The organism is Polaribacter sp. IC066, from assembly GCF_007997085.1.
Lineage (GTDB): Bacteria > Bacteroidota > Bacteroidia > Flavobacteriales > Flavobacteriaceae > Polaribacter.
Map to the genome: position 1 here is coordinate 64,790 of NZ_VORR01000014.1, position 19,876 is coordinate 84,665.

17 protein-coding genes are annotated in these 19,876 nt (G+C 32.4%); 10 read left to right on the plus strand and 7 right to left on the minus strand.

Annotated elements, in window-relative coordinates:
• Positions 1-41 precede the first annotated feature (41 nt).
• The 3 genes from ES044_RS06740 (at position 42) to ES044_RS06750 (ending at position 3,563) form a co-directional block, all read left to right on the plus strand.
• Positions 42-809, plus strand: coding sequence for an alpha/beta hydrolase (locus ES044_RS06740; RefSeq protein WP_189663212.1), 768 nt, complete (start codon positions 42-44; stop codon positions 807-809).
• A gap of 2 nt (positions 810-811) precedes the next feature.
• Positions 812-2,221 carry a leucyl aminopeptidase family protein gene (locus ES044_RS06745; protein ID WP_147118568.1) on the plus strand — a complete coding sequence of 470 codons (1,410 nt, stop codon included), beginning with the start codon at positions 812-814 and terminating at the stop codon, positions 2,219-2,221.
• A 142-nt stretch (positions 2,222-2,363) separates the two neighbouring features.
• Complete coding sequence (locus ES044_RS06750) at positions 2,364-3,563, plus strand: acetyl-CoA carboxylase biotin carboxylase subunit family protein (RefSeq protein ID WP_147118569.1); 1,200 nt, start codon at positions 2,364-2,366, stop codon at positions 3,561-3,563.
• A 51-nt stretch (positions 3,564-3,614) separates the two neighbouring features.
• Here the strand turns inward: ES044_RS06750 and ES044_RS06755 are convergent, their stop codons facing one another.
• The 6 genes from ES044_RS06755 to ES044_RS06780 form a co-directional block, all read right to left on the minus strand.
• Complete coding sequence (locus ES044_RS06755) at positions 3,615-4,820, minus strand: hypothetical protein (RefSeq protein WP_147118570.1); 1,206 nt, start codon at positions 4,818-4,820, stop codon at positions 3,615-3,617.
• A 5-nt stretch (positions 4,821-4,825) separates the two neighbouring features.
• Positions 4,826-5,641 (minus strand): type 1 glutamine amidotransferase, encoded by an 816-nt coding sequence (locus ES044_RS06760; protein WP_147118571.1) that lies wholly within the window; start codon positions 5,639-5,641, stop codon positions 4,826-4,828.
• Between the two features lie 12 nt (positions 5,642-5,653).
• The gene (locus tag ES044_RS06765) at positions 5,654-6,748 is read right to left on the minus strand and encodes a carboxylate-amine ligase (RefSeq protein WP_147118572.1); all 1,095 of its coding nucleotides are present in this window, start codon (positions 6,746-6,748) and stop codon (positions 5,654-5,656) included.
• Between the two features lie 51 nt (positions 6,749-6,799).
• A complete protein-coding gene (locus ES044_RS06770; RefSeq protein ID WP_147118573.1) occupies positions 6,800-7,870 on the minus strand; it encodes a RimK family alpha-L-glutamate ligase in 1,071 nt (356 codons plus the stop codon).
• A gap of 39 nt (positions 7,871-7,909) precedes the next feature.
• Positions 7,910-8,614 carry an esterase family protein gene (locus ES044_RS06775; protein ID WP_147118574.1) on the minus strand — a complete coding sequence of 235 codons (705 nt, stop codon included), beginning with the start codon at positions 8,612-8,614 and terminating at the stop codon, positions 7,910-7,912.
• 724 nt (positions 8,615-9,338) lie between these two features.
• Positions 9,339-10,781: an MATE family efflux transporter gene (locus ES044_RS06780; RefSeq protein ID WP_147118575.1), complete on the minus strand. Its 1,443-nt coding sequence runs from the start codon at positions 10,779-10,781 to the stop codon at positions 9,339-9,341.
• A 261-nt stretch (positions 10,782-11,042) separates the two neighbouring features.
• On the opposite strand from ES044_RS06780, the gene tpx reads away from it, so the two are divergent.
• From tpx to ribB, 6 genes are all read left to right on the plus strand, one after another.
• Positions 11,043-11,540, plus strand: coding sequence for a thiol peroxidase (gene tpx / locus ES044_RS06785; RefSeq protein WP_147118576.1), 498 nt, complete (start codon positions 11,043-11,045; stop codon positions 11,538-11,540).
• Between the two features lies 1 nt (position 11,541).
• The gene (locus ES044_RS06790) at positions 11,542-11,922 is read left to right on the plus strand and encodes a diacylglycerol kinase family protein (protein ID WP_147118577.1); all 381 of its coding nucleotides are present in this window, start codon (positions 11,542-11,544) and stop codon (positions 11,920-11,922) included.
• Between the two features lie 39 nt (positions 11,923-11,961).
• Positions 11,962-14,436 (plus strand): FtsK/SpoIIIE family DNA translocase, encoded by a 2,475-nt coding sequence (locus ES044_RS06795; protein ID WP_147118578.1) that lies wholly within the window; start codon positions 11,962-11,964, stop codon positions 14,434-14,436.
• 38 nt (positions 14,437-14,474) lie between these two features.
• Positions 14,475-15,131, plus strand: a complete 657-nt coding sequence (locus ES044_RS06800) for a LolA family protein (protein ID WP_147118579.1) — start codon at positions 14,475-14,477, stop codon at positions 15,129-15,131.
• A gap of 61 nt (positions 15,132-15,192) precedes the next feature.
• A complete protein-coding gene (locus tag ES044_RS06805; protein ID WP_147118580.1) occupies positions 15,193-16,644 on the plus strand; it encodes an LptF/LptG family permease in 1,452 nt (483 codons plus the stop codon).
• Positions 16,641-17,786: a 3,4-dihydroxy-2-butanone-4-phosphate synthase gene (gene ribB, locus ES044_RS06810; protein WP_147118581.1), complete on the plus strand. Its 1,146-nt coding sequence runs from the start codon at positions 16,641-16,643 to the stop codon at positions 17,784-17,786. Before ES044_RS06805 ends, ribB begins: the two co-directional genes overlap by 4 nt.
• Before the next feature lie 400 nt (positions 17,787-18,186).
• Here ribB and pepE read toward each other — a convergent pair whose 3' ends face one another.
• On the minus strand, positions 18,187-18,891 hold the full coding sequence (pepE, locus tag ES044_RS06815; protein WP_147118582.1) for a dipeptidase PepE: 705 nt from the start codon (positions 18,889-18,891) through the stop codon (positions 18,187-18,189).
• Positions 18,892-19,027: 136 nt separating this feature from the next.
• On the opposite strand from pepE, the gene ES044_RS06820 reads away from it, so the two are divergent.
• Positions 19,028-19,801, plus strand: coding sequence for a carboxypeptidase-like regulatory domain-containing protein (locus tag ES044_RS06820; RefSeq protein ID WP_147118583.1), 774 nt, complete (start codon positions 19,028-19,030; stop codon positions 19,799-19,801).
• The last annotated feature ends 75 nt before the right edge of the window (positions 19,802-19,876 follow it).

Consider the following 19,876-nt stretch of genomic DNA (forward strand, 5'->3'; position numbering starts at 1 on the left):
GTAAAATAGTATTTTTGTGACCCTAAAGAAAGCACATGACAATGACGGATTTTCATCCAATTATTGAAACAATAGAAGAGGCGTATGAAATTCCGCATTTAAACGCAACAAGAAGAATTACAGCTTTATTGCCGCATAATTATCACGAAACAGACAAACACTATCCTGTATTATATTTACAAGACGGACAGAATTTGTTCAACCCAATGGCGCAATATGGAGATTGGGCAATCGATAAATCGTTAGCAAAATTAGCAGAAAAAGGTGATGCAGATATTATCATCATCGCAATTAATCATGGCGAAGAAGAGCGTATTAACGAATACCTACCCTATTATCACCCAAGATTTGGAGAAGGAAAAGGCAACTTTTACATCCAATTTATGACAGAAAAACTACTGCCGTATGTCAACAAAAAATACAGAACCTTAACCGATTTTGAAAACACAGGAATTGGTGGTAGTTCTATGGGCGGTTTAATTAGTTTGCACGCAGGTTTATCCAATCCGCATGTTTTTGGAAAACTCATGATTTTTTCTCCGAGTTTATGGATTTCTAAAAAAATATTTGACAATACTAAAAGTTTTGACCCTTTAAAAGAGGCTAAAATTTATTTATACTCTGGCGGTCAAGAAAGTATCGAACATTTACCAAATGCGAAAAAATTAGGCGCAATTATTAAAGAAAAAATGATCAAGGGTTATCATATCGATTTTCACTTTTCTATCAATCAAGAAGGCAATCACTCTGAAGTTCATTGGCGCAAAGAATTCCCGAAAGCAATACAATGGCTTTTTAACAAACAATAGTTATGAAATATAAACACATAAAAAATATAGATACCACCAAAGATTTTATTTTACCTTGTAAAAAAGGCGATTTAAAATCAATTCAACAATTTTTATCAATCAAAAATCCTGATTTTGATGGAAGCTTTTTAACGCATCATTTAATCTACGGCAAAGTGGGCAATAGAATTTATTTGGTTGGTTTAGGTGAAGAAAAAAATGTTTCACAAATAGAAAGTACCTTTCAAAAATTTGCTTTTGAAACTTGTACGTATTGGAATTCTGAAATCCAGGTTTTGGGAGATCATTTAACGAATGATGCTATTTTAAAAACGGTTATTGGTTTAGAAATGTCGCAATACACTATTGGCACATTCAAATCGACCAAAGAAGATAAAAAGAAGATTACGATCTCATTTTCATCAACAGAAAATATTGAAAAAGTTCTTGAAGAAGGAAAGTTTACAGGAGAAGCCATCAATAAAATTAAAGGTTTGGTAGATGCGCCACCAAATATTAAAACACCAGAATATTTAGGAGACTGGGCAAAAAAATCATCCAAAGAAGCTTCTTATACATGTACTGTTTTAAAACACAAAAAATTAGAGAAGCAAGGCTTTGATGCTGTTTTAGCAGTCGGAAAAGGAAGTGTACATCCGCCAGTTGTCATCATCAACGAATACAAAGCAAACGATACTGACAAAATTGATATCGCTTTAGTTGGTAAAGGAATCACCTTCGATTCTGGAGGATTGTCTATAAAACCATCCACAAATTTGCACTATATGAAAAGTGATATGGGCGGAGCAGCTGTGGTTTTAGGAGTGATTGAATTGGTTGCAAAACTAAAATTAAACATCAACATTGTGGGTATTGTTGCCTCCGCAGAAAATGCTGTTGATGCGAATAGTTACCGACCTGGCGATGTGATTAATTCATATTCAGGCAAAACAATTGAAATTATTGATACCGATGCAGAAGGTCGTTTGGTGTTGGCAGACGGAATTAGTTATGCCATTAAAAAGTTCAAGCCAGAATATTTAATTGATTTGGCCACCTTAACAGGAAGTGTTGTGCGAACTTTTGGATATGCTGCTGCAGGAATGTTTACCGAAAATCAAGAAATGGCAAATACCATGTCTGCTGTTGGATTTAAAGTTCATGAGCGAGTTTGGCAATTGCCGATGTTCGAAGATTACGAAAAAGATTTACAATCTGATGTTGCCGATATTAAAAACTTTAACGGAAAACCAATTGAAGGTGCCATCAATGCAGCAAAATTTCTAGAATTCTTTACAGAAAAACACCCAAAATGGATGCATTTAGATATTGCTGGTGTTTCTTTTGGCGGTTCTCAATATGCACAAATGAAAAGTGCTACGGGTTTCGGAATTCAGTTAATCACTAATTTTATTAAGGAAAAAGCTTTATAAATTTATGCATACCATCTAGTTTGTCATTCCGTAGGAATCTCTTTAGCTTGCTTATATTTTTATAAGTAAGCTCACAGCCTCATAAACTGTATCTGTATTCTATAAAACGTATCTTTATAACTTCACAAAAAAAAAATAAACGATGTCTCATAAACCACTAAATTTTCTTTGCATCACCACCTATTTTAAAGGTGAAGACTTTTTAAAAAGCTGCAAAGCAGATGGCAATAATGTCTATTTATTAACCAAGAAAAAGTTAGAGAATGAAGACTGGCCTTGGGAATCTATCGAAGATGTTTTTTATATTGATGATTGGAATCAAGAAGATGTTGTAAATGGAATCGCCTATAAATTTAGAACCATAAAATTTGATCGTTTTGTAGCTTTAGATGATTTTGATGTAGAAAAAGTTGCCTTGTTGCGCGAGCATTTTAGAATGCCTGGAATGGGAAGAACTACCGCACACTACTTTAGAGATAAATTAGCAATGCGTGTAAAAGCAAAAGAAGAGAAGGTGAATGTACCCGAATTTACGTCGCTTTTCAACAATGATGATATCAATACCTATGCAGACACTGTTCCCGCACCTTGGTTGTTAAAACCAAGAATGGAAGCTTCCGCAACCGGAATTATAAAAATTCATTCTAAAGATGAATTGTGGCAAATAGTCAATGGTTTAGCAGACGAAAGAGATAATTATTTAGTAGAGAAATTTGCTCCTGGAGATGTTTTTCACGTTGATGGATTAAATGTTGATGGCAACGTTGTATTTGCAAGAGTTAGTAAATATTTAGATACGCCATTTGAAGTGGCACATGGAGGAGGAATTTTTCGATCTGCAACTTCAGAAATTGGTTCTAAAATAGAAAAAGGACTGCAAAAAATGAATAAACAAGTGATGAAAGCCTTCGGAATGCAATCTGGCGCTTCTCACACAGAATTTATTCAATCTAAAGCCACAGGAGAATTGTTCTTTTTAGAGACTTCGTCTAGAGTTGGTGGTGCCAATTTAGCGGAAATGGTTGCAGTTGCTTCTGGCGTAAACCTTTGGGGAGAATGGGCAAAAATTGAGTCTGCCAATCTAAAAAAAATTACTTATAAATTACCGAAGTTAAAGAATCAATATGCAGGTATTGTGGTTTCTTTAAGCAGATTTGAACATCCGGATACTTCTAGTTTTACAGATGCAGAAATTGTCTGGAGAATGAATAAAGAATGGCATATTGGTTTAATTGTGGTTTCTGATTCTAGTGAACGTGTTTTAGAATTGTTGGATAACTACACACATAGAATTGCGACAGAGTTTCACGCAAGTGCTGCTGCTCCTGATAAATCTTTGTAGAAAAAATAAGCGAAAGACCTCACAGTTTTTTAAACCTGTGAGGTCTAAAAATTATGAGTTCTCGAAAAAACCAGTAGTTCCTCCTACCCAAGTTTTATCCTTATTGTATTTTACACCAACCATTTCACCTTTACTCAAACGCACTAAATTACTTACAATTTCTGTTTTATTTGTTTTAGAATTGTGCAATAACATCATTCTAACTTCGCATTTTGCAGGTTCATCCATGGTTTCTACTACGGGGGCATACGCTACTTTTTCTTGTAATAAATAGTTTGATTTATTTGTGATATCATCAATCATTTTGCGCCTTACATGAATTTGAACTCCTGCTCCTGCAAAAGAATACAAAGGCTTTAAAACATAGTTTTCTAAATCCTCTGGAATTACTTCTAGTTGATCTAAATAATACGATTTTGGTACAAATTCTCCTTTTAACAGAGGCATTGTGTATTTGCTAATTCTATAGAACCAGTTAGGATGCCCGATCCAAGTAACATCAACCTCATCTAAAAAATCAAAACCTCTTTTTAAATCTTTTCTTTGCTGTAATTCATCAAAAATAATACGATTGTAAACTTTTAAGATTTTAATTTCTTTGCCTTCATCATCTAGATAAAAAAGTGCTGTTCCTTTTTTAATTACTTTAGATATACAAATAACTTTAATTCCTAGTATTTTTTCAGTAACAAAAAAATCAATTGCCGTAGCTTGTTTTTCTGGTTCTATTTCTAATAAAATAACTTGCTTCGGATTTGTATCACCTACAATTTCTTGTTGTAATAAATTTAAATAACCTTGGTTCGTCATTCCGTTTACATGTTGCGAATAGTTGGCTGGAATTGCGTTACCAAAATGTTTACGATACATTCTGCCCACTACCTCTTGAAAGAAATATAACGAAGGAAAACCCTGTAATTCGATTAACTTCGGCACTAAAGCACCATTTTCATCCTTACAAATCCCGAAATCTAATTGAATAAATTTTGCATTTTCATCCTCATTGGGTGTTTTTGTATCGGGCGTAAAAAAAGCACCTTCTGTTAACTCTTTAAAATTTGGCTGATTGATAACCTCCATAATTTCATTGCAGGCGGCAACCAACTTGTTCTTTAATGCTACAGGAATAAAAACAGGTGTTTCTGCAATTTTAAAAGGCGGTGTATGATTATATGTTTTTATAATATCATCCAGAAAATTTTTATACTTTTCTTCTGTAAACTGTTCATTATAAAACTGTCTGTATTTCTGTATCATAAAATTTAAGATAGTATCGGTTGTTTTATGTTGCTAATTGCTGTGCGGATAAACTTGGGTAAAATAGTGTTATACGTCATCACCAATTTATTAGGATCATCCATCCTATTCATCATTTGACTGTATTTTTCTTCGCCAAAATTTGTTACAATTACCTTTTTATTTTCTGGCAAAGCAAAATGAACTTCCATGCTCACAGGATCTGCTTCTGGATGAAATTGGGTACCCACAAACTCATCAGAAAAACGAACCGCCATAATTGCACGCTCTAATTCTACATGTGTTCTAATTTTCTCTAAACTTAAAATAGAAGCGCCATGTTCTCTAAAAACCTTTAATCTCGGCTGAATTAGTTGCCAATCTCTAGAGTCTACTGCATAAAAAGGATCCTTTAAACCTTCTAAAAGTATATCTTTTTGTCCGGCTTTAGTTTTGTGCACTTTTAGAATTCCGAATGAAGTACTTTTTCTTGGTTTAATTTCGCCCAATTTAAAGTAATCACACATCACCTGAAAAGAGTAACAAATAAAGAAAACAGCCTTTTTATTCTCTGATTCTTTGTTATGATTCCATAGATTTTGCATCAACTCTAAATAGGGTTTTCTCCAAACGCCATCCTCTAACGGACTTCCAGGACCGCCACTTGAAATATAAATATCAGATGAAGTATCTGGTAATTCGCTTTTGTACCTTACATCAAAAATCACAAAATCCACTTCTTCGTGAAACGTTTCCACAATTTCTTTAATGCAACGCAAACCCTGATTAGCTTGGTTGTTATTCATATCTAAAATTGCTACTTTCGCTCTATTAGTATCCATCAGCATAAAATCTTAAACTCCTAAAATTGTTTGTTCTGTAATATAATCTACTACCTTTATTAAATCTTTTGTTTCCTCAAAAACCTTCAATTGTCGGTCTGCTCCTGTTCCGTTTTCTAGCATTTTAAAGATGTATTCCACCTCTTCTCTTGAGCCTAAATCATCTAAAACATCATCTACAAAATCTACAAACTCTGCCATTAAAAGTTTTGTCTCTACCTCTTTTTCAAGACCAAAATCAATCATTTTTCCTTCAATTCCGTAACGTCCTGCTCGCCATTTATTCTCATTAATTAAAGCTCTATGATAATTCATAAAGTTTAAGTTTTGAGTTCTTAACTTGTATAATTTTGCCACTAAAGCCTGAATTAAGGCCGCAATACAAATAGTTTCATCTACCGTTAAAGGAACATCACAAATACGAACTTCTAATGTAGGAAAAACAGGATGGATTCGAATATCCCACCATATTTTCTTCGGATTATCAATACATCTCGTTTTTACAAGAATATTTATGTAATTTTCATACTGTGTATAATTATCAAAAACACCAGGAATTCCTGTTCTTGGAAACTTATCAAAAACTTTAGATCTAAAAGACTTAAAGCCTGTATTTCTACCTTCCCAAAAAGGAGAATTGGTAGACAAAGCATATAAATGCGGTAAAAAATAGCGCATAGAATTGACCAAATGCATTGCCATATTTTTATCTTCCATCCCCACATGAACATGCAAACCAAAAATTAAATTAGATCTTGCAATGTCTTGTAATTCGTTTACAATTTCGTCGTAACGAGGATTTGGTGTAATCAGTTGGGTTTCCCATTTAGAAAACGGATGTGTCCCTGCAGCACCAATTTTATATCCTAAATCGCCTGCAATGTTTGAAATTGATTTTCGAAGATGTGTAACTTGTTTTTTTGCATCTTGAATATCTTCACAGATATTTGTGCCAACTTCTACAACAGCTTGATGCATTTCTGCCTTTACTTGGTCATTTAAAACCTTGGCTGCATTGGTTACAATTTTCTGGTCGTGAGACGTTAGCTCTCTCGTTACAGGATCTATTACTTGATATTCTTCTTCTATACCTAATGTAAATTTCATATTGAAAATGGTTTGAAACCTGATTACCTCTCGGCAATCAGGTTATAAAATTTACTTTTTAATTGATTTCTTTTTAGCAGGCACTTTTTTAGCAACCACTTTTTTAACGGGCGCTTTTTTTACGGCCACTTTCTTTGCAGGTGCCTTTGCAGCAACTTTTGGCGCTTTTGGAGCTATTTGATCGGTTACAAAACTTCCCCAAGTAAGGTTCATTTGTCCTTTTTTGTACTGTTTTGCTTTTTCAATTGCCATGTTTGCAGCATTCTCAACAATCCACTCAAAATTGTCTGCACCTACCGAATTAATATCTGCATCTGGCGCAGGATTACAAAAATCAATTGCATACGGAATGCCATCTTTTACCGCAAATTCTACCGTATTAAAGTCATAGCCCAACGCTTTGTTTAAACGGATACAATACTCATGAACCGTATCTAATATTTTTTGGTCTACAGGATCGCCATCTAAAACATAGCGCAAATGATGCGGATTTCTTGGCTCATATTGCATAATATGTACATTATTAGTTCCTAAAACATAACATCTAAAGTATTCTTTAAAGTCTATTTCCTCTTGCAACATCATCACTAAATGTTCTGTTTCGCCATGTTTTTTCCATAAATCCTCTGGGTTTTCAACTCTATAAACACTCTTCCAACCACCACCATCGTGAGGTTTCATATACGCAGGAAAACCAACCGTATCAAACATTTTATCCCAATTAAAAGGATATTTCATATTTCTAAAAGAGTTTTCATCCGTATCAGGAGGTCTTTGAGAAGAAGGTAAAATAAATGTTTTTGGAACCGGAACCCCTACTTTTTCAGCCAATGCATTGTTAAAAAATTTTTCATCTGCACTCCACCAAAAAGGATTGTTAATCACAGCAGTTCCTGTAATTGCAGCATTTTTTAAAAAGGCTCTATAAAACGGAACATCTTGCGAAATTCTATCAATAATTACAGCATATTCATCAGATCTTCCCTGCTCTACAGTTTCAATTAATACAGCTTCTGCCATTATATCTTTAATGCCTTCTGCTTCAATTTTCTGATTCACTCTGTCTATAAAAGCTTGAGGAAACGTGTTTTCTTGTCCGAATAAAATTCCAATTTTTTTCATAATACTAAATATATTGTTATTTGTGTTTGTTGACTTTTTTTAAATGGTTGATAAATAGTGCGGAAACATTTGTCTCCAAATAGGCCAATCGTGTTCTGCCCATTTTCTTTCATCAAACCAAAACGGAATGTTTTTATCCGTTAATATTTTTGCCAATGTTTTATTTGCTTCTAAACAAATATCCCAATCACTTGTACCCAAAATAATTTTCATATTCCAAAGTTCAGAATGAGTACTTCCTGGTAAGAAATCTACAGGATTGTTATAGAAAACAGTATCGTCATAATACCCATCTAAAAAAGATTTGATATCAAAAGAACCACTTAAACTAAACATATGGCTTACTCTTTCTGGATGTTTAAAAGCAAAATTTGCCGCGTGATAGCCTCCAAAACTGACGCCCGCAATGGCTACTTTCTGAATTCCTCTTTCTTGACAAATAGGATTTACAACTTCATCCATAATAAATTGATCATACCAAACATGATTTTTTACCCGATCTGCAGGATGGATTCCTTTATCATACCAACTTAATTCGTTAATTGAATCTGGACAATAAATTTGCACCAAACCTTCTTCTAAAAACCATTTTGCCGATTCTATAAGTTTAAAATCTCTGCACTCGTAAAAACGCCCGCTAGTTGTTGGAAATAATACCAAAGGATACCCAGCGTGCCCAAAAACCAACATTTCAATATCTTTATTAAGTGTTGGTGAATACCATTTATGATAGTCTTCTTTCAATAGATAATTTTTAAATTAATATTAAATATTTAGAGCACAAAATTACACTATTTCAAGAACTTACGTAAAACTTTTATACATATTGATGATAATTTTCATCACTTTTTAGATAATTATAAATTCTTTATAATTTGTCTATTTTTATTACCTTTTTAAAACATTTAGCGCTTAAAAAAATAAATATCTTAAAAAAAATTAAGGTATAAGTCTTTTTAACTTATTTATTTCTTTTTGATTTTACATTTACTAGTAACAAGATCACCCTCTACAAAGCAGTTTTATCCTTCACATAGCTATAAGAATGAGAACATCGGTAAAAAATTAATCTTACCCAAGAAAAAAAGTTTTGAAATAAAAATCACGCTTAAATAATATTACCGTTTAAAATAGTAGTTTAATTTCTTCTTAATAATAAAAGGACATTCTGCTAATCTTCTTAAAATATAATAAAGAATTATTTGCTATTCATGTTCAACTTTTAGAAAGGGTTTCTGTAATTGTACTTTAAGGAACGTAAAAATATTATTGAACATTTAAAAAGATAATTTCTTTTTTGAGATTTAAATAACTTCGTTTCTTTAGAGTATTAAAAGACTTTAAAAATTACTGTTAGCTTTGGGAATAATTTTTCAAATCTTTCATTAAAATTGATGAATTAAGTGTTCGTACAAAAAACGTTATTGCTTGCAGTACAAAACAAATACCTAAACCCAACTCAAAACTTTTAATTCTTAACAATTAGCACTTCTTTATCCTTCTCTGCAATCAGTTTTAAAGACAGCCTATTAAACCTGATAAACAATAAAACAGAAGCCGTTGTTAAACCAGCCAATAAACCTAGCCAAATACCAAAACTACCATACATTTCTTCTTTACCTAAAAAGTAAGAAACAGGAAAACCAACTACCCAATAAGAAATAAAAGTAAGAATTGTAGGTATTTTTACATCTTGTAAACCTCGCAAAGCGCCTAAAAACACAACCTGAATACTATCTGAAATCTGAAAAAAGGCGGCGGCTAATAATAAATCCGAAGCAATAGAAACTACTTCCATATTATCTATATAATTTTCAGAATCATTTAAATCCATATAGATATTGGGTAAGCTTTTATGAAAAACAAAGAATATAATCGCAAAAAATAGCGCTAGCAAAATTCCTAATAAAAAAATAGAAAAGGCAATTCTGCGCAATTCTCTATAGTTTTGCAAACCTTTTTGATTCCCTATTCTTATCATACAGGCCGCGCTTAAACCGATTGCAACCATAAAAGTCATCGAAGATAAATTCAACGCAATTTGGTTTGCGGCTTGTGGATTTTTACCCAACAAACCACTCAACCAAATAGCAGCGGTAAAAATAGCGACTTCAAAAAACATTTGCATGGCCGTTAAAGAACCTAAATTCAGAATTTTTTTGATCATAAAACCATCTAAAACAAAGAACTTTATATTTCTAACAATTTCTCTAGAACGCTCTTTATATCTTAACAAAGCCCATAAATAAATAACCATAATAATACGCGATGCCAAAGTACCATATGCAGCACCAACAATACCCATTTCTGGAAAACCTAATTTACCAAAAATTAAAACATAGTTAAAAAATACATTTACAATATTGGCAAGTAAAGTGGCATACATTGGGTATTTTGTCATCGACATTCCGTCACTAAATTGTTTTATCGCCTGAAAAACAACCAACGGAATTAAAGAAACTGCCACTAAATTTAAATACGGAATTGCCAATTCTACCACCTCTTCTGGTTGTTGCATCAAATACATGAATGGCTTTGAATAAAAAACTAATAAAAATAACAGAATTCCGATTGTTGTGCATAAAAACAACCCATGCTTATAAGCAGATTTTACTTCTTTAAAATTATTAGAAGCATCTGCTTCTGCTACCAAAGGCGTAATTGCCGTAGAAAAACCGATACCTATAGACATGGCAATAAACATAAAACTATTTCCCAAAGAAACCGCTGCTAATTCTGCGGTTCCTAGTTGGCCTACCATAATATTGTCTACAAAACTCACAAAGGTATGCCCTAACATTCCTAACATTACGGGCGCTGCAAGTTTCCAATTATACTTAAATTCTGATGTGTATTGGGTAATATTCAATTTTAGTGATTTTTCAAGATGCGAAGATACTGAATAAACCATCTTTTAAAACTTACATTATTAAAAGTAAAATGATAAATTTATTTCTATAATTTTATGGTTGCCAAATTATTTACAACTCAATTTTCTATGTTTAAATTCTTGTTTTAGCAAGAACGTTTGCATCCACAAAAATTTATTGGAAACATCATAACAGTTTTTTTCTCGATTAAAACAAACGCTTTTTAACAAGAAATGTGCTATTTTAAAAGATGGAGGTTCGATAAAAAACTGTACTTTTGGTATCCTAAAAAATATATAAACATGGCAAATATCACTTTAAAAGGAAACGCAATAAACACAATTGGCAACTTACCAGAAGTAGGAACGAACGCCCCAAACTTCACATTAACAGCAGTAGATTTATCACACAAAAGCTTGGTTGATTTTGCTGGTAAAAACATTATTCTAAACATATTTCCTAGTGTAGACACTGGTACTTGTGCCATGTCTGTAAGAGAATTTAATAAAAATGCTTCAGAATTAAAAAACACGGTTATTTTATGTATTTCTAAAGATTTACCATTTGCGCAAGCTCGTTTTTGCGCTGCAGAAGGTCTTGATAATGTTGTAATGTTATCAGATTTTGCAACAGGTAGTTTTGGTAAAGAGTATGGACTTGAAATCGAAAACGGACCTTTAGCGCACTTGCACTCTAGAGTTATTATTATTCTAGACGAGAAAGGTAGCATTAAGTATACAGAACAGGTTTCTGAAATTGCAAACGAACCTAATTACCTAGCTGCTTTAAAAGCTGTTTAAAATGAAAAACCCTAAAGATAGCTTTATAAGAGGTAGAATACGAAGTTTAAAATTTGCTTTTAAAGGCTTATGGATTTTGGTTTCTACAGAAGACAGCATTAAAGCGCAATTATTTTTTGCATTTATTGCTACTATCTTAGGCTTTTATTTTGATATTGACGCCATGGAGTGGGCAGTTCAATTTTTAGCCATTGGCTTGGTATTGGTGGCAGAAGCGGCAAACTCTGCGATAGAAGAAGTTGCCGATTTTATTCACCCAGAATTTCACGTAAAAATAGGATTGATTAAAGATATTGCTGCAGGTGCACCCACATTTGCAGCTTTAATTTCTTTAATTATTGCAGGTATTATTTACATTCCTAGAATCACTTTGTTGTTTTAAATACACTATATTTAAAAACGAAATAGACTTTAATTTTTAATGGCTGATCAAAAACAAATCCTAAAAAAAGCAACAAATTCTAAAGAAAAGAAATCTGTTGTTTTTTCTTTTTTAAAATCAAGACAAGCACAAACCATTCTGGGTTTCTTTTTCATGTTGTTTTCGCTTTTTTTATGCATTGCCTTTATTTCGTTTTTCTTCAGTTGGCAAGACGACCAAAGTGGTTTAAATCAATTGGCAGATAAAACAGTTAAAAGCAAAAACTTATTAGGTAAAATTGGCGCTAGTTTAAGTCATTTTTTCATTTATGACGGTTTTGGTATTGCCGCTTTTACAATCGCTTTTCAGATTTTTTTATCAGGTTTTTATATATTGATAAAAAAGAAACTTTCTAAAATTATTATTTCTTGGAATTGGGGTTTACTTGTTATGTTATGGATTTCTATTTCTTTCGGTTTCATGCATCACAAATACGCACTTTTATCAGGTGTTATCGGTTTTGAAGTAAATGATTTTGCTCAAACTTTTACAGGTAAAACAGGTCTTGTTATTATTTTAGTGTTTTTATTAATCACGTATTTAGTCATTCGTTACCGCGTAACTTTAGATGCTTTTATCGAAAAGGTAAAGCAAAAAAGAGCAGAAAGAGAAGCGAATGAATTGGCAGAAACAAAGAATACATCCGAAGAAAAAATAACCAAAAAAACGGAAGAAAAAGAACAACCAAAAAAATCTTCTCAGAAAGTTACAGCTCCTAAACAGGAAGAAAAGAAAGAAAAATCTGAATTTGAATTATCTGTAGACAATTTAAAACCGACTATTTCTAAACATTCTGAAGTAGTAAAAAACAAAGAAGAAATTACCTTACAAGTTGATAAAAAACCTGCTCAAGACTCTCAAATAGAAGAAATGGTTGCAGATATGAACGATATGGGCATTGATGTGGCTGTTGGCAGAGAGGAAGAACATTCTACAGAAAACTTATCTGATAAACTTTTAAAAGATTTTGGCGAATTTGATCCTACTTTAGAATTGTCAAATTACCGTTTTCCTACCTTTAATCTATTAAAACAATACAACGAAAGTATTTCTATAGATCCTGAAGAATTAGAAGCCAATAAAAACCGAATTGTAGAAACTTTAAAGAATTATAAAATTGGTATTGCAGAAATAAAAGCAACCGTTGGCCCCACAATTACTTTGTATGAAATTGTACCAGAAGCCGGAATTAGAATTTCAAAAATAAAAAATTTAGAAGATGATATTGCATTGTCTTTATCCGCTTTAGGCATTAGAATTATTGCACCAATTCCTGGCAAAGGAACCATTGGTATTGAAGTACCTAATAAAAAATCTACCGTTGTTTCAATGCATTCTGCCATTGCATCCAAGAGATTTCAGGAGTCTCAAATGGAATTGCCCATTGCTTTAGGAAAAACAATTTCTAACGAAACTTTTGTAGTAGATTTAGCTAGAATGCCGCACTTACTAATGGCTGGTGCAACAGGTCAAGGAAAATCTGTTGGTTTAAATGCAGTACTTACATCTCTCTTATATAAAAAACATCCTGCAGAAGTTAAGTTTGTTTTGGTAGATCCGAAGAAAGTAGAATTAACATTATTCAATAAGATTGAACGCCATTATTTAGCAAAATTACCTGGCGCAGAAGAAGCTATTATTACAGATACCACCAAAGTTGTACACACTTTAAATTCTTTGTGTATAGAAATGGACAATCGCTATGATTTGCTAAAAAATGCAATGGTGCGAAATATTAAGGAGTATAATGTAAAGTTTAAACAGCGCAAACTAAATCCGAATGATGGTCATCAATTTTTACCATATATTGTTTTGGTTATTGATGAATTTGCCGATTTAATTATGACTGCTGGTAAAGAGGTAGAAACACCAATTGCACGTTTAGCACAATTGGCAAGAGCAATAGGAATCCATTTAATTGTAGCAACACAAAGGCCTTCTGTAAACGTGATTACAGGGATTATTAAAGCTAACTTTCCGGCAAGAATAGCCTTTAGAGTTACCTCAAAAATAGATTCTAGAACTATTTTAGATGCGGGTGGCGCCGATCAATTAATTGGTCGTGGAGATTTACTTTATACCAACGGAAATGAGATAAAAAGAATTCAATGTGCTTTTGTAGACACCCCAGAAGTCGAAAAAATTACTGACTTTATTGGTTCTCAAAAAGCTTATGCCGACGCCTATTTACTGCCAGAATATATAGACGATGAAAATGGCACAAGTATTGATATAGATATAGCCGATAGAGACAAACTATTTAAAGATGCTGCAGAAATTATTGTAACAGCGCAACAAGGTTCTGCCTCTTTACTACAAAGAAAATTAAAATTAGGCTACAATAGAGCAGGAAGATTGATTGATCAATTAGAAGCGGCCGGTATTGTAGGCGGATTTGAAGGTAGCAAAGCAAGACAAGTTTTGGTTCCTGATTTTTTAGCGTTAGAGCAACTACTAGAAAACGAAAAGAACTAATAACACGCTACATGTTGTAGAGTGATAATGACAAAAACATGAAAAAAATAACAATTCTATTTTTAAGTTTATTTTTAACGAGTATCACTTTTTCTCAAAACTCAAAAGAAGCAAAATCTTTATTAGATGAAGTTTCAACAAAAATGAGTGCCTATAAAAACATGTATTTAGGGTTTAGCCAAACTTTAAGTAATGAAGATGCAGGTATTATGGAAGGAGATGAACCACCAATAAGAGGCGAAATTAATTTAAAAGACGAAAAATACAGCTTAAATTATTTAGGAAACAGGTTTATTTTTGATGGTAAAAAATTATATGTAATTAATACTGACGAAAAAGAAATTTCTATTACTGATGGCGATTTAGGGGGCGATGATGGTTTTATTTACCCATCTAAATTATTAACTTTTTATAAAGAAGGTTATAATTTTGAAATGGGACTTTTAGAAAACATGAATGGTAGAAAAATTCAGTTTGTAACGCTAAACCCAATGGATAGTGAGTCTGATATCGTAAAAGTAGAACTAGGTATCGATGCAAAAACAAAACATATTTACAAGCTAATTCAAACAGGATCTAATGGCTCTAAAACTAGTTTTACCATTACTACCTTTAAAAGTAATCAGCCTTTATCTGAAAACTTTTTTACGTTTGATAAGCAAAAATATTTGAGTCAAAATTACACCATTGATTAATAATTTCAATTAACAGAAAATTAGTAGCGTTTTATTTTTTTAGCGGCTACTTTTGTTTTTTATGAAAATTCTAGACAAATACATCTTAAAGAGTTTTTTAGTACCTTTTATAGCTACTTTTCTAATCGTACTTTTTGTTTTGGTGATGCAGGCTTTGTGGCAAGCATTTGAAAACATTGCAGGTAAAGGGATTAGCATTATATTTATACTAAAATTTTTATACTACACTACTTTAATGATTATTCCGCAAGCACTGCCAATTGGTGTCTTGTTGTCATCAATTATGGCTCTGGGTAATTTGAGTGAAAATTACGAATTTGCGGCTGCCAAATCTGCCGGAATTTCTCTACAACGTTTGGTAAGACCTATGGGAGTTTTAGCAATTGCTTTAAGTGTGCTTAACTTTTTCTTTCTAAATAATATTTTTCCGTACGCCAATTTAAAACAGAAAAACCTGTATTTAAATATCAAAAAGAAAAAACCTGCTATGGCTTTAATTCCGGGTAGCTTTAATGCAGACATTCCTGGATATCAAATTAAATTTGATGAAAAATATGGCGAAAACGAGAATCTTTTAAAGAACGTTTTAATCTACGATCTAAAAGGAAATAGAGGCAATCAAAAAGTAATTACCGCAGAGAGAGGAAAAATTGTTAGTAAAGAAGGCAGTAGATATATGACCTTTATTTTATATGATGGTTACTATTATGAAGAGCATGTAAAATCTGCAAGAACTACGCTTAAAAGAAAAAAAATGGCGGCTTCTAATGCCACTTTTGACGAATATGAATTTAATATTGATATTGGCGATGCTTTAGACAACGGAACTCTCGACTCTATAAACACAAAAGGGAGCCCCATGATGTTTACTTTAGGACATATTAAAGATACCATCCCAAAGCTAAAAAACAAATATGATGAAGTTTTAGAATTAAAAGCTAAAAATATATTTATAAGTACGCAAGCAAAAGAATTATACAACTATCCAGATTCGTTAAAAAATAAGAAACTAGATAGCATTCCGATTCATAATTTTGAATTACAAGAAAAGATTACAATTCTAAATGCCGCAATTACAAAAACAAGCAGAGTGGTAAGTTCTCTTAAAAATAGCAATGCATCTATTAAATGGCATAGAAAAGTACTCAACTTTTATGATACAGAGTATTATAACCGAATGGCATTTTCGTTATCCTGTATCATCTTATTCTTTATTGGCGCGCCTTTAGGCTCTATTATTAGAAAAGGAGGATTCGGGATGCCGATGATTTTAGCCATTGCCGTATATGTAATCTATTTTTTTACCAATACATTTGGTAAAAACCTGGCAGAAGAAAGTTCAATTACTGCATTTTTGGGTTCTTGGGTTTCAGCCATTATTATGGTACCTGTTGCTATATTACTAACAAGAAGAGCCACAAAAGATAAAGGAATCTTTAATCTTGATTCTTTCTTACAACCGATTATCAATTTATTTAAAAAAATACTACCCAAAAAAAGGGATCAAATATGACCACAGCAAATCAGCAAAAAAGTACGCAATTAAATACAATAGAAGAGGCAATTAACGACATTAGAAATGGTAAAATTATTATTGTTGTTGATGATGAAAACCGCGAAAATGAGGGCGATTTTTTAGCGGCTGCAGAAAAAACAACTCCAGAAATGATCAACTTTATGGCAACGCATGGTCGTGGTTTAATTTGCGCACCCTTAACAGAAAAACGTTGTAAAGAATTAGAGTTGGGCATGATGGTAGCGAACAACACAGACCCCATGGAAACTGGATTTACAGTCTCTGTAGATTTACGTGGAAAAGGAGTAACTACGGGTATTTCTGCTTCAGATAGAGCGTTAACCATACAAGCTTTAATTAATGAGGATACAAAGCCTTTTGAGCTGGCAAGACCTGGCCATATTTTTCCTTTAAAGGCAAAAGAAGGCGGTGTTTTACGAAGAACAGGGCATACAGAAGCGGCTATCGATTTTGCACGTTTGGCGGGTTTACAACCTGCAGGCGTTATTGTTGAGATTATGAACGAAGACGGTACCATGGCTCGTTTACCTCAACTATTAAAAGTGGCTGAAAAGTTTGATATTAAAATTGTTTCCATAGAAGATTTGGTTGCGTATAGAATGGAACATGATTCTTTAATTGAAAAGAAAGAAGATTTTGAAATTGAAACTCGTTTTGGTAGTTTTAGGTTAAGAGCTTACCAACAAACTACTAATGATCAAGTTCATATTGCGCTAACAAAAGGTTCTTGGACGCACGAAGAAAGCGTTTTAACACGAATAAATTCGACCTTGGTAAACAATGATATTTTAGGAACCCTAACAAATAATGCCGACAAAAAACTTGATCAAATGTTTCGGGTTATCAATGAGGAAGGAAAAGGGGCTATTTTGTTTATCAACCAGCAATATCAATCTAAAAATTTATTGAGTAGATTGTCTTTGTTGAAAGAAAATCAGAAAAAAGGTGAATTAAAAGCGCCTGCAATGAGCATGGACCAAAGAGATTTCGGAATTGGTGCACAAATTTTACATGATTTAAACATCAGTAAATTAAAATTAGTAACCAATACACAACAAACTAAAAGAGTTGGTATGATTGGGTATGGTCTAGAAATTGTAGATTATGTTACGTATTAGTCGTTAAACACTAATCTTACAAAATATTACATAGAAATTCATTGATTTTTATTCTTTGCGAAAAAACTTTGTGAACTTTGTGTGTCTTTTTACACAAAGTTTTGCAGAGTTTTTCTTTGTGTTTTTTTTAAAAGTTTTGTCAATATTACGTTTTAGTTTTACACAGAGAAAAGCACAGAGATTCACAGAGGTTCACATAGTTTTTATGTTACTTCTTTTCTGAAAAAATTTATACTTTATTTTGGTTTACACCGAGATTCGCAGAGAAAAGCAGAGAGATTCACGGAGCTTTATTGGGGTTATTTCGAGGAAAATTTCTGAACTTTGTGCTTCACTTTATCCTAAAGGTTTGCAAAGTATTTTTTAAAAAACATTTTCCTTCACTTAATAGAGAGCTAAATCAATGAAAATTTAAAAACTCATTAGAATTTAACTCAACAGGCACTTTGTTTTGTCGAAATAAACGAGCAGTAAATTCGCCTTTCAAGGTAATTGTATCTCCTAAAACGTTTAACCAACTTCCTTCTCGCAACCCTAAAACATCAATAGTATTAAAAACATGAAACTCTTTAATTCTTGTTTCTCTGGTTTCACCTTTATGTTTAGAACCAAGTAAAGGATCTAAATAATGCGCGTTTATATTAAAAGGAATACAGCCTAACGTTGTAAAACTCGGCGGATACACAATTGGCATATCATTGGTGTTCATCATATTAACACCACAAATATTGCTACCTGCACTGGTCCCTAAATAAGGCGTTCCGTTTTCTAAAACTTTTTTTAAGGTAGATAAAATATCGTTTGCGTATAACTGATTCACCAATTCAAAAGTGTTTCCTCCTCCTGTAAAAATAGCTTCGGCACTTTTTAAAGCTTCTTTTGGGTTTTTAAATTGATGAATTCCTTGAACATCAATCTGAATTGTAGCAAATGCTTTTTTTACAATTTGTGTGTATTCGTCATAAGAAATTCCGCCAGGTCTTGCATACGGAATAAAGAGAACCGTTTTTACATCCGCAAAAAAAACTTCTAATGTTGGTAATAAATATTCTAAATATCCACTCCCATAAATAGTTGATGTACTCGCAATCACCATTTTTTTCATACAACAAAAATAAATCATTTTTTTGGAATCTGATTTCTTAAAATCTGCATAAAATTTACAATACTCATATCGTTTAACAAAAGTTTACGATTCTATTAATAGAATTTTAAGAGTTCTACCTCTTTTCTTTGCTACTATGAAAAACCATCTACTACTCTTTGCTGTTTTTTTCTCAATGATTGCAGCGGGTCAAGAAAAGAGAAAAACAATTTCGGGATACGTGTTTATTCATAAATCTGTTGTTTCTGATGTGCATATTGTAAACAAAACCGCGAAACAAGGAACTATTACGAATGATCTTGGGTTTTTCGAAATCCCAGTTTTTAGTGGCGATACATTAGCCTTCTCTCATTTAAATTTAGAGATACAAGAAATCACCGTTACTCAAAAAATGGTATCCGACACTACAATTGAAATAGATCTTGAAGAAAGAACATACGCCTTAGATGAAATAACCCTCGAAAAACCTAGAAGTATTTTCTACATAGATCCAGAAATTATGCCACCACCAACTGTAAATGCAACCACATTAAACTTGCCTTATGCAAATACTAAAGCCAAAAAAGACTACGCTATTTTCAAAATAAAATCAGGTGGTGTTGTGGATCTAGATAATTTAATCAACGCTTTAAACGGCACTCATAAACGTAGAAAAGAATTACAAAAATTTACTTTAGAAGATACCGCACTCTCTAAAATTAGAAAACAATATACCGATGATTTTTTCATCACAGATTTGCACATCAAACAAGAAAACATCCATCAATTTTTAAATTATTGTCATAAAAGAAATATCATTTACCACTTTAATAAAAATGAACATTTACAACTAACGAGAATTTTAATGACCCAAAGCAAAACATTTCTTCAAAAAGACACCATAAAAATTAGTGTCCTGAATAAAAATTAATGTTTTTAACATAAATTTAGAATCCATTTATTAACTTGCTTGTAGAAAAAAACGAAATTTGTTCCAACCAACTAA

Bases quoted from the DNA above. Each gene is read 5' to 3' on its own strand.
- ES044_RS06740 (WP_189663212.1), top strand. From the start codon at position 42: ATGACGGATTTTCATCCAATTATTGAAACAATAGAAGAGGCGTATGAA.
- ES044_RS06745 (WP_147118568.1), top strand. From the start codon at position 812: ATGAAATATAAACACATAAAAAATATAGATACCACCAAAGATTTTATT.
- ES044_RS06750 (WP_147118569.1), top strand. From the start codon at position 2,364: ATGTCTCATAAACCACTAAATTTTCTTTGCATCACCACCTATTTTAAA.
- ES044_RS06755 (WP_147118570.1), bottom strand. From the start codon at position 4,820: ATGATACAGAAATACAGACAGTTTTATAATGAACAGTTTACAGAAGAA.
- ES044_RS06760 (WP_147118571.1), bottom strand. From the start codon at position 5,641: ATGGATACTAATAGAGCGAAAGTAGCAATTTTAGATATGAATAACAAC.
- ES044_RS06765 (WP_147118572.1), bottom strand. From the start codon at position 6,748: ATGAAATTTACATTAGGTATAGAAGAAGAATATCAAGTAATAGATCCT.
- ES044_RS06770 (WP_147118573.1), bottom strand. From the start codon at position 7,870: ATGAAAAAAATTGGAATTTTATTCGGACAAGAAAACACGTTTCCTCAA.
- ES044_RS06780 (WP_147118575.1), bottom strand. From the start codon at position 10,781: ATGGTTTATTCAGTATCTTCGCATCTTGAAAAATCACTAAAATTGAAT.
- tpx (WP_147118576.1), top strand. From the start codon at position 11,043: ATGGCAAATATCACTTTAAAAGGAAACGCAATAAACACAATTGGCAAC.
- ES044_RS06790 (WP_147118577.1), top strand. From the start codon at position 11,542: ATGAAAAACCCTAAAGATAGCTTTATAAGAGGTAGAATACGAAGTTTA.
- ES044_RS06795 (WP_147118578.1), top strand. From the start codon at position 11,962: ATGGCTGATCAAAAACAAATCCTAAAAAAAGCAACAAATTCTAAAGAA.
- ES044_RS06800 (WP_147118579.1), top strand. From the start codon at position 14,475: ATGAAAAAAATAACAATTCTATTTTTAAGTTTATTTTTAACGAGTATC.
- ES044_RS06805 (WP_147118580.1), top strand. From the start codon at position 15,193: ATGAAAATTCTAGACAAATACATCTTAAAGAGTTTTTTAGTACCTTTT.
- ribB (WP_147118581.1), top strand. From the start codon at position 16,641: ATGACCACAGCAAATCAGCAAAAAAGTACGCAATTAAATACAATAGAA.
- pepE (WP_147118582.1), bottom strand. From the start codon at position 18,891: ATGAAAAAAATGGTGATTGCGAGTACATCAACTATTTATGGGAGTGGA.
- ES044_RS06820 (WP_147118583.1), top strand. From the start codon at position 19,028: ATGAAAAACCATCTACTACTCTTTGCTGTTTTTTTCTCAATGATTGCA.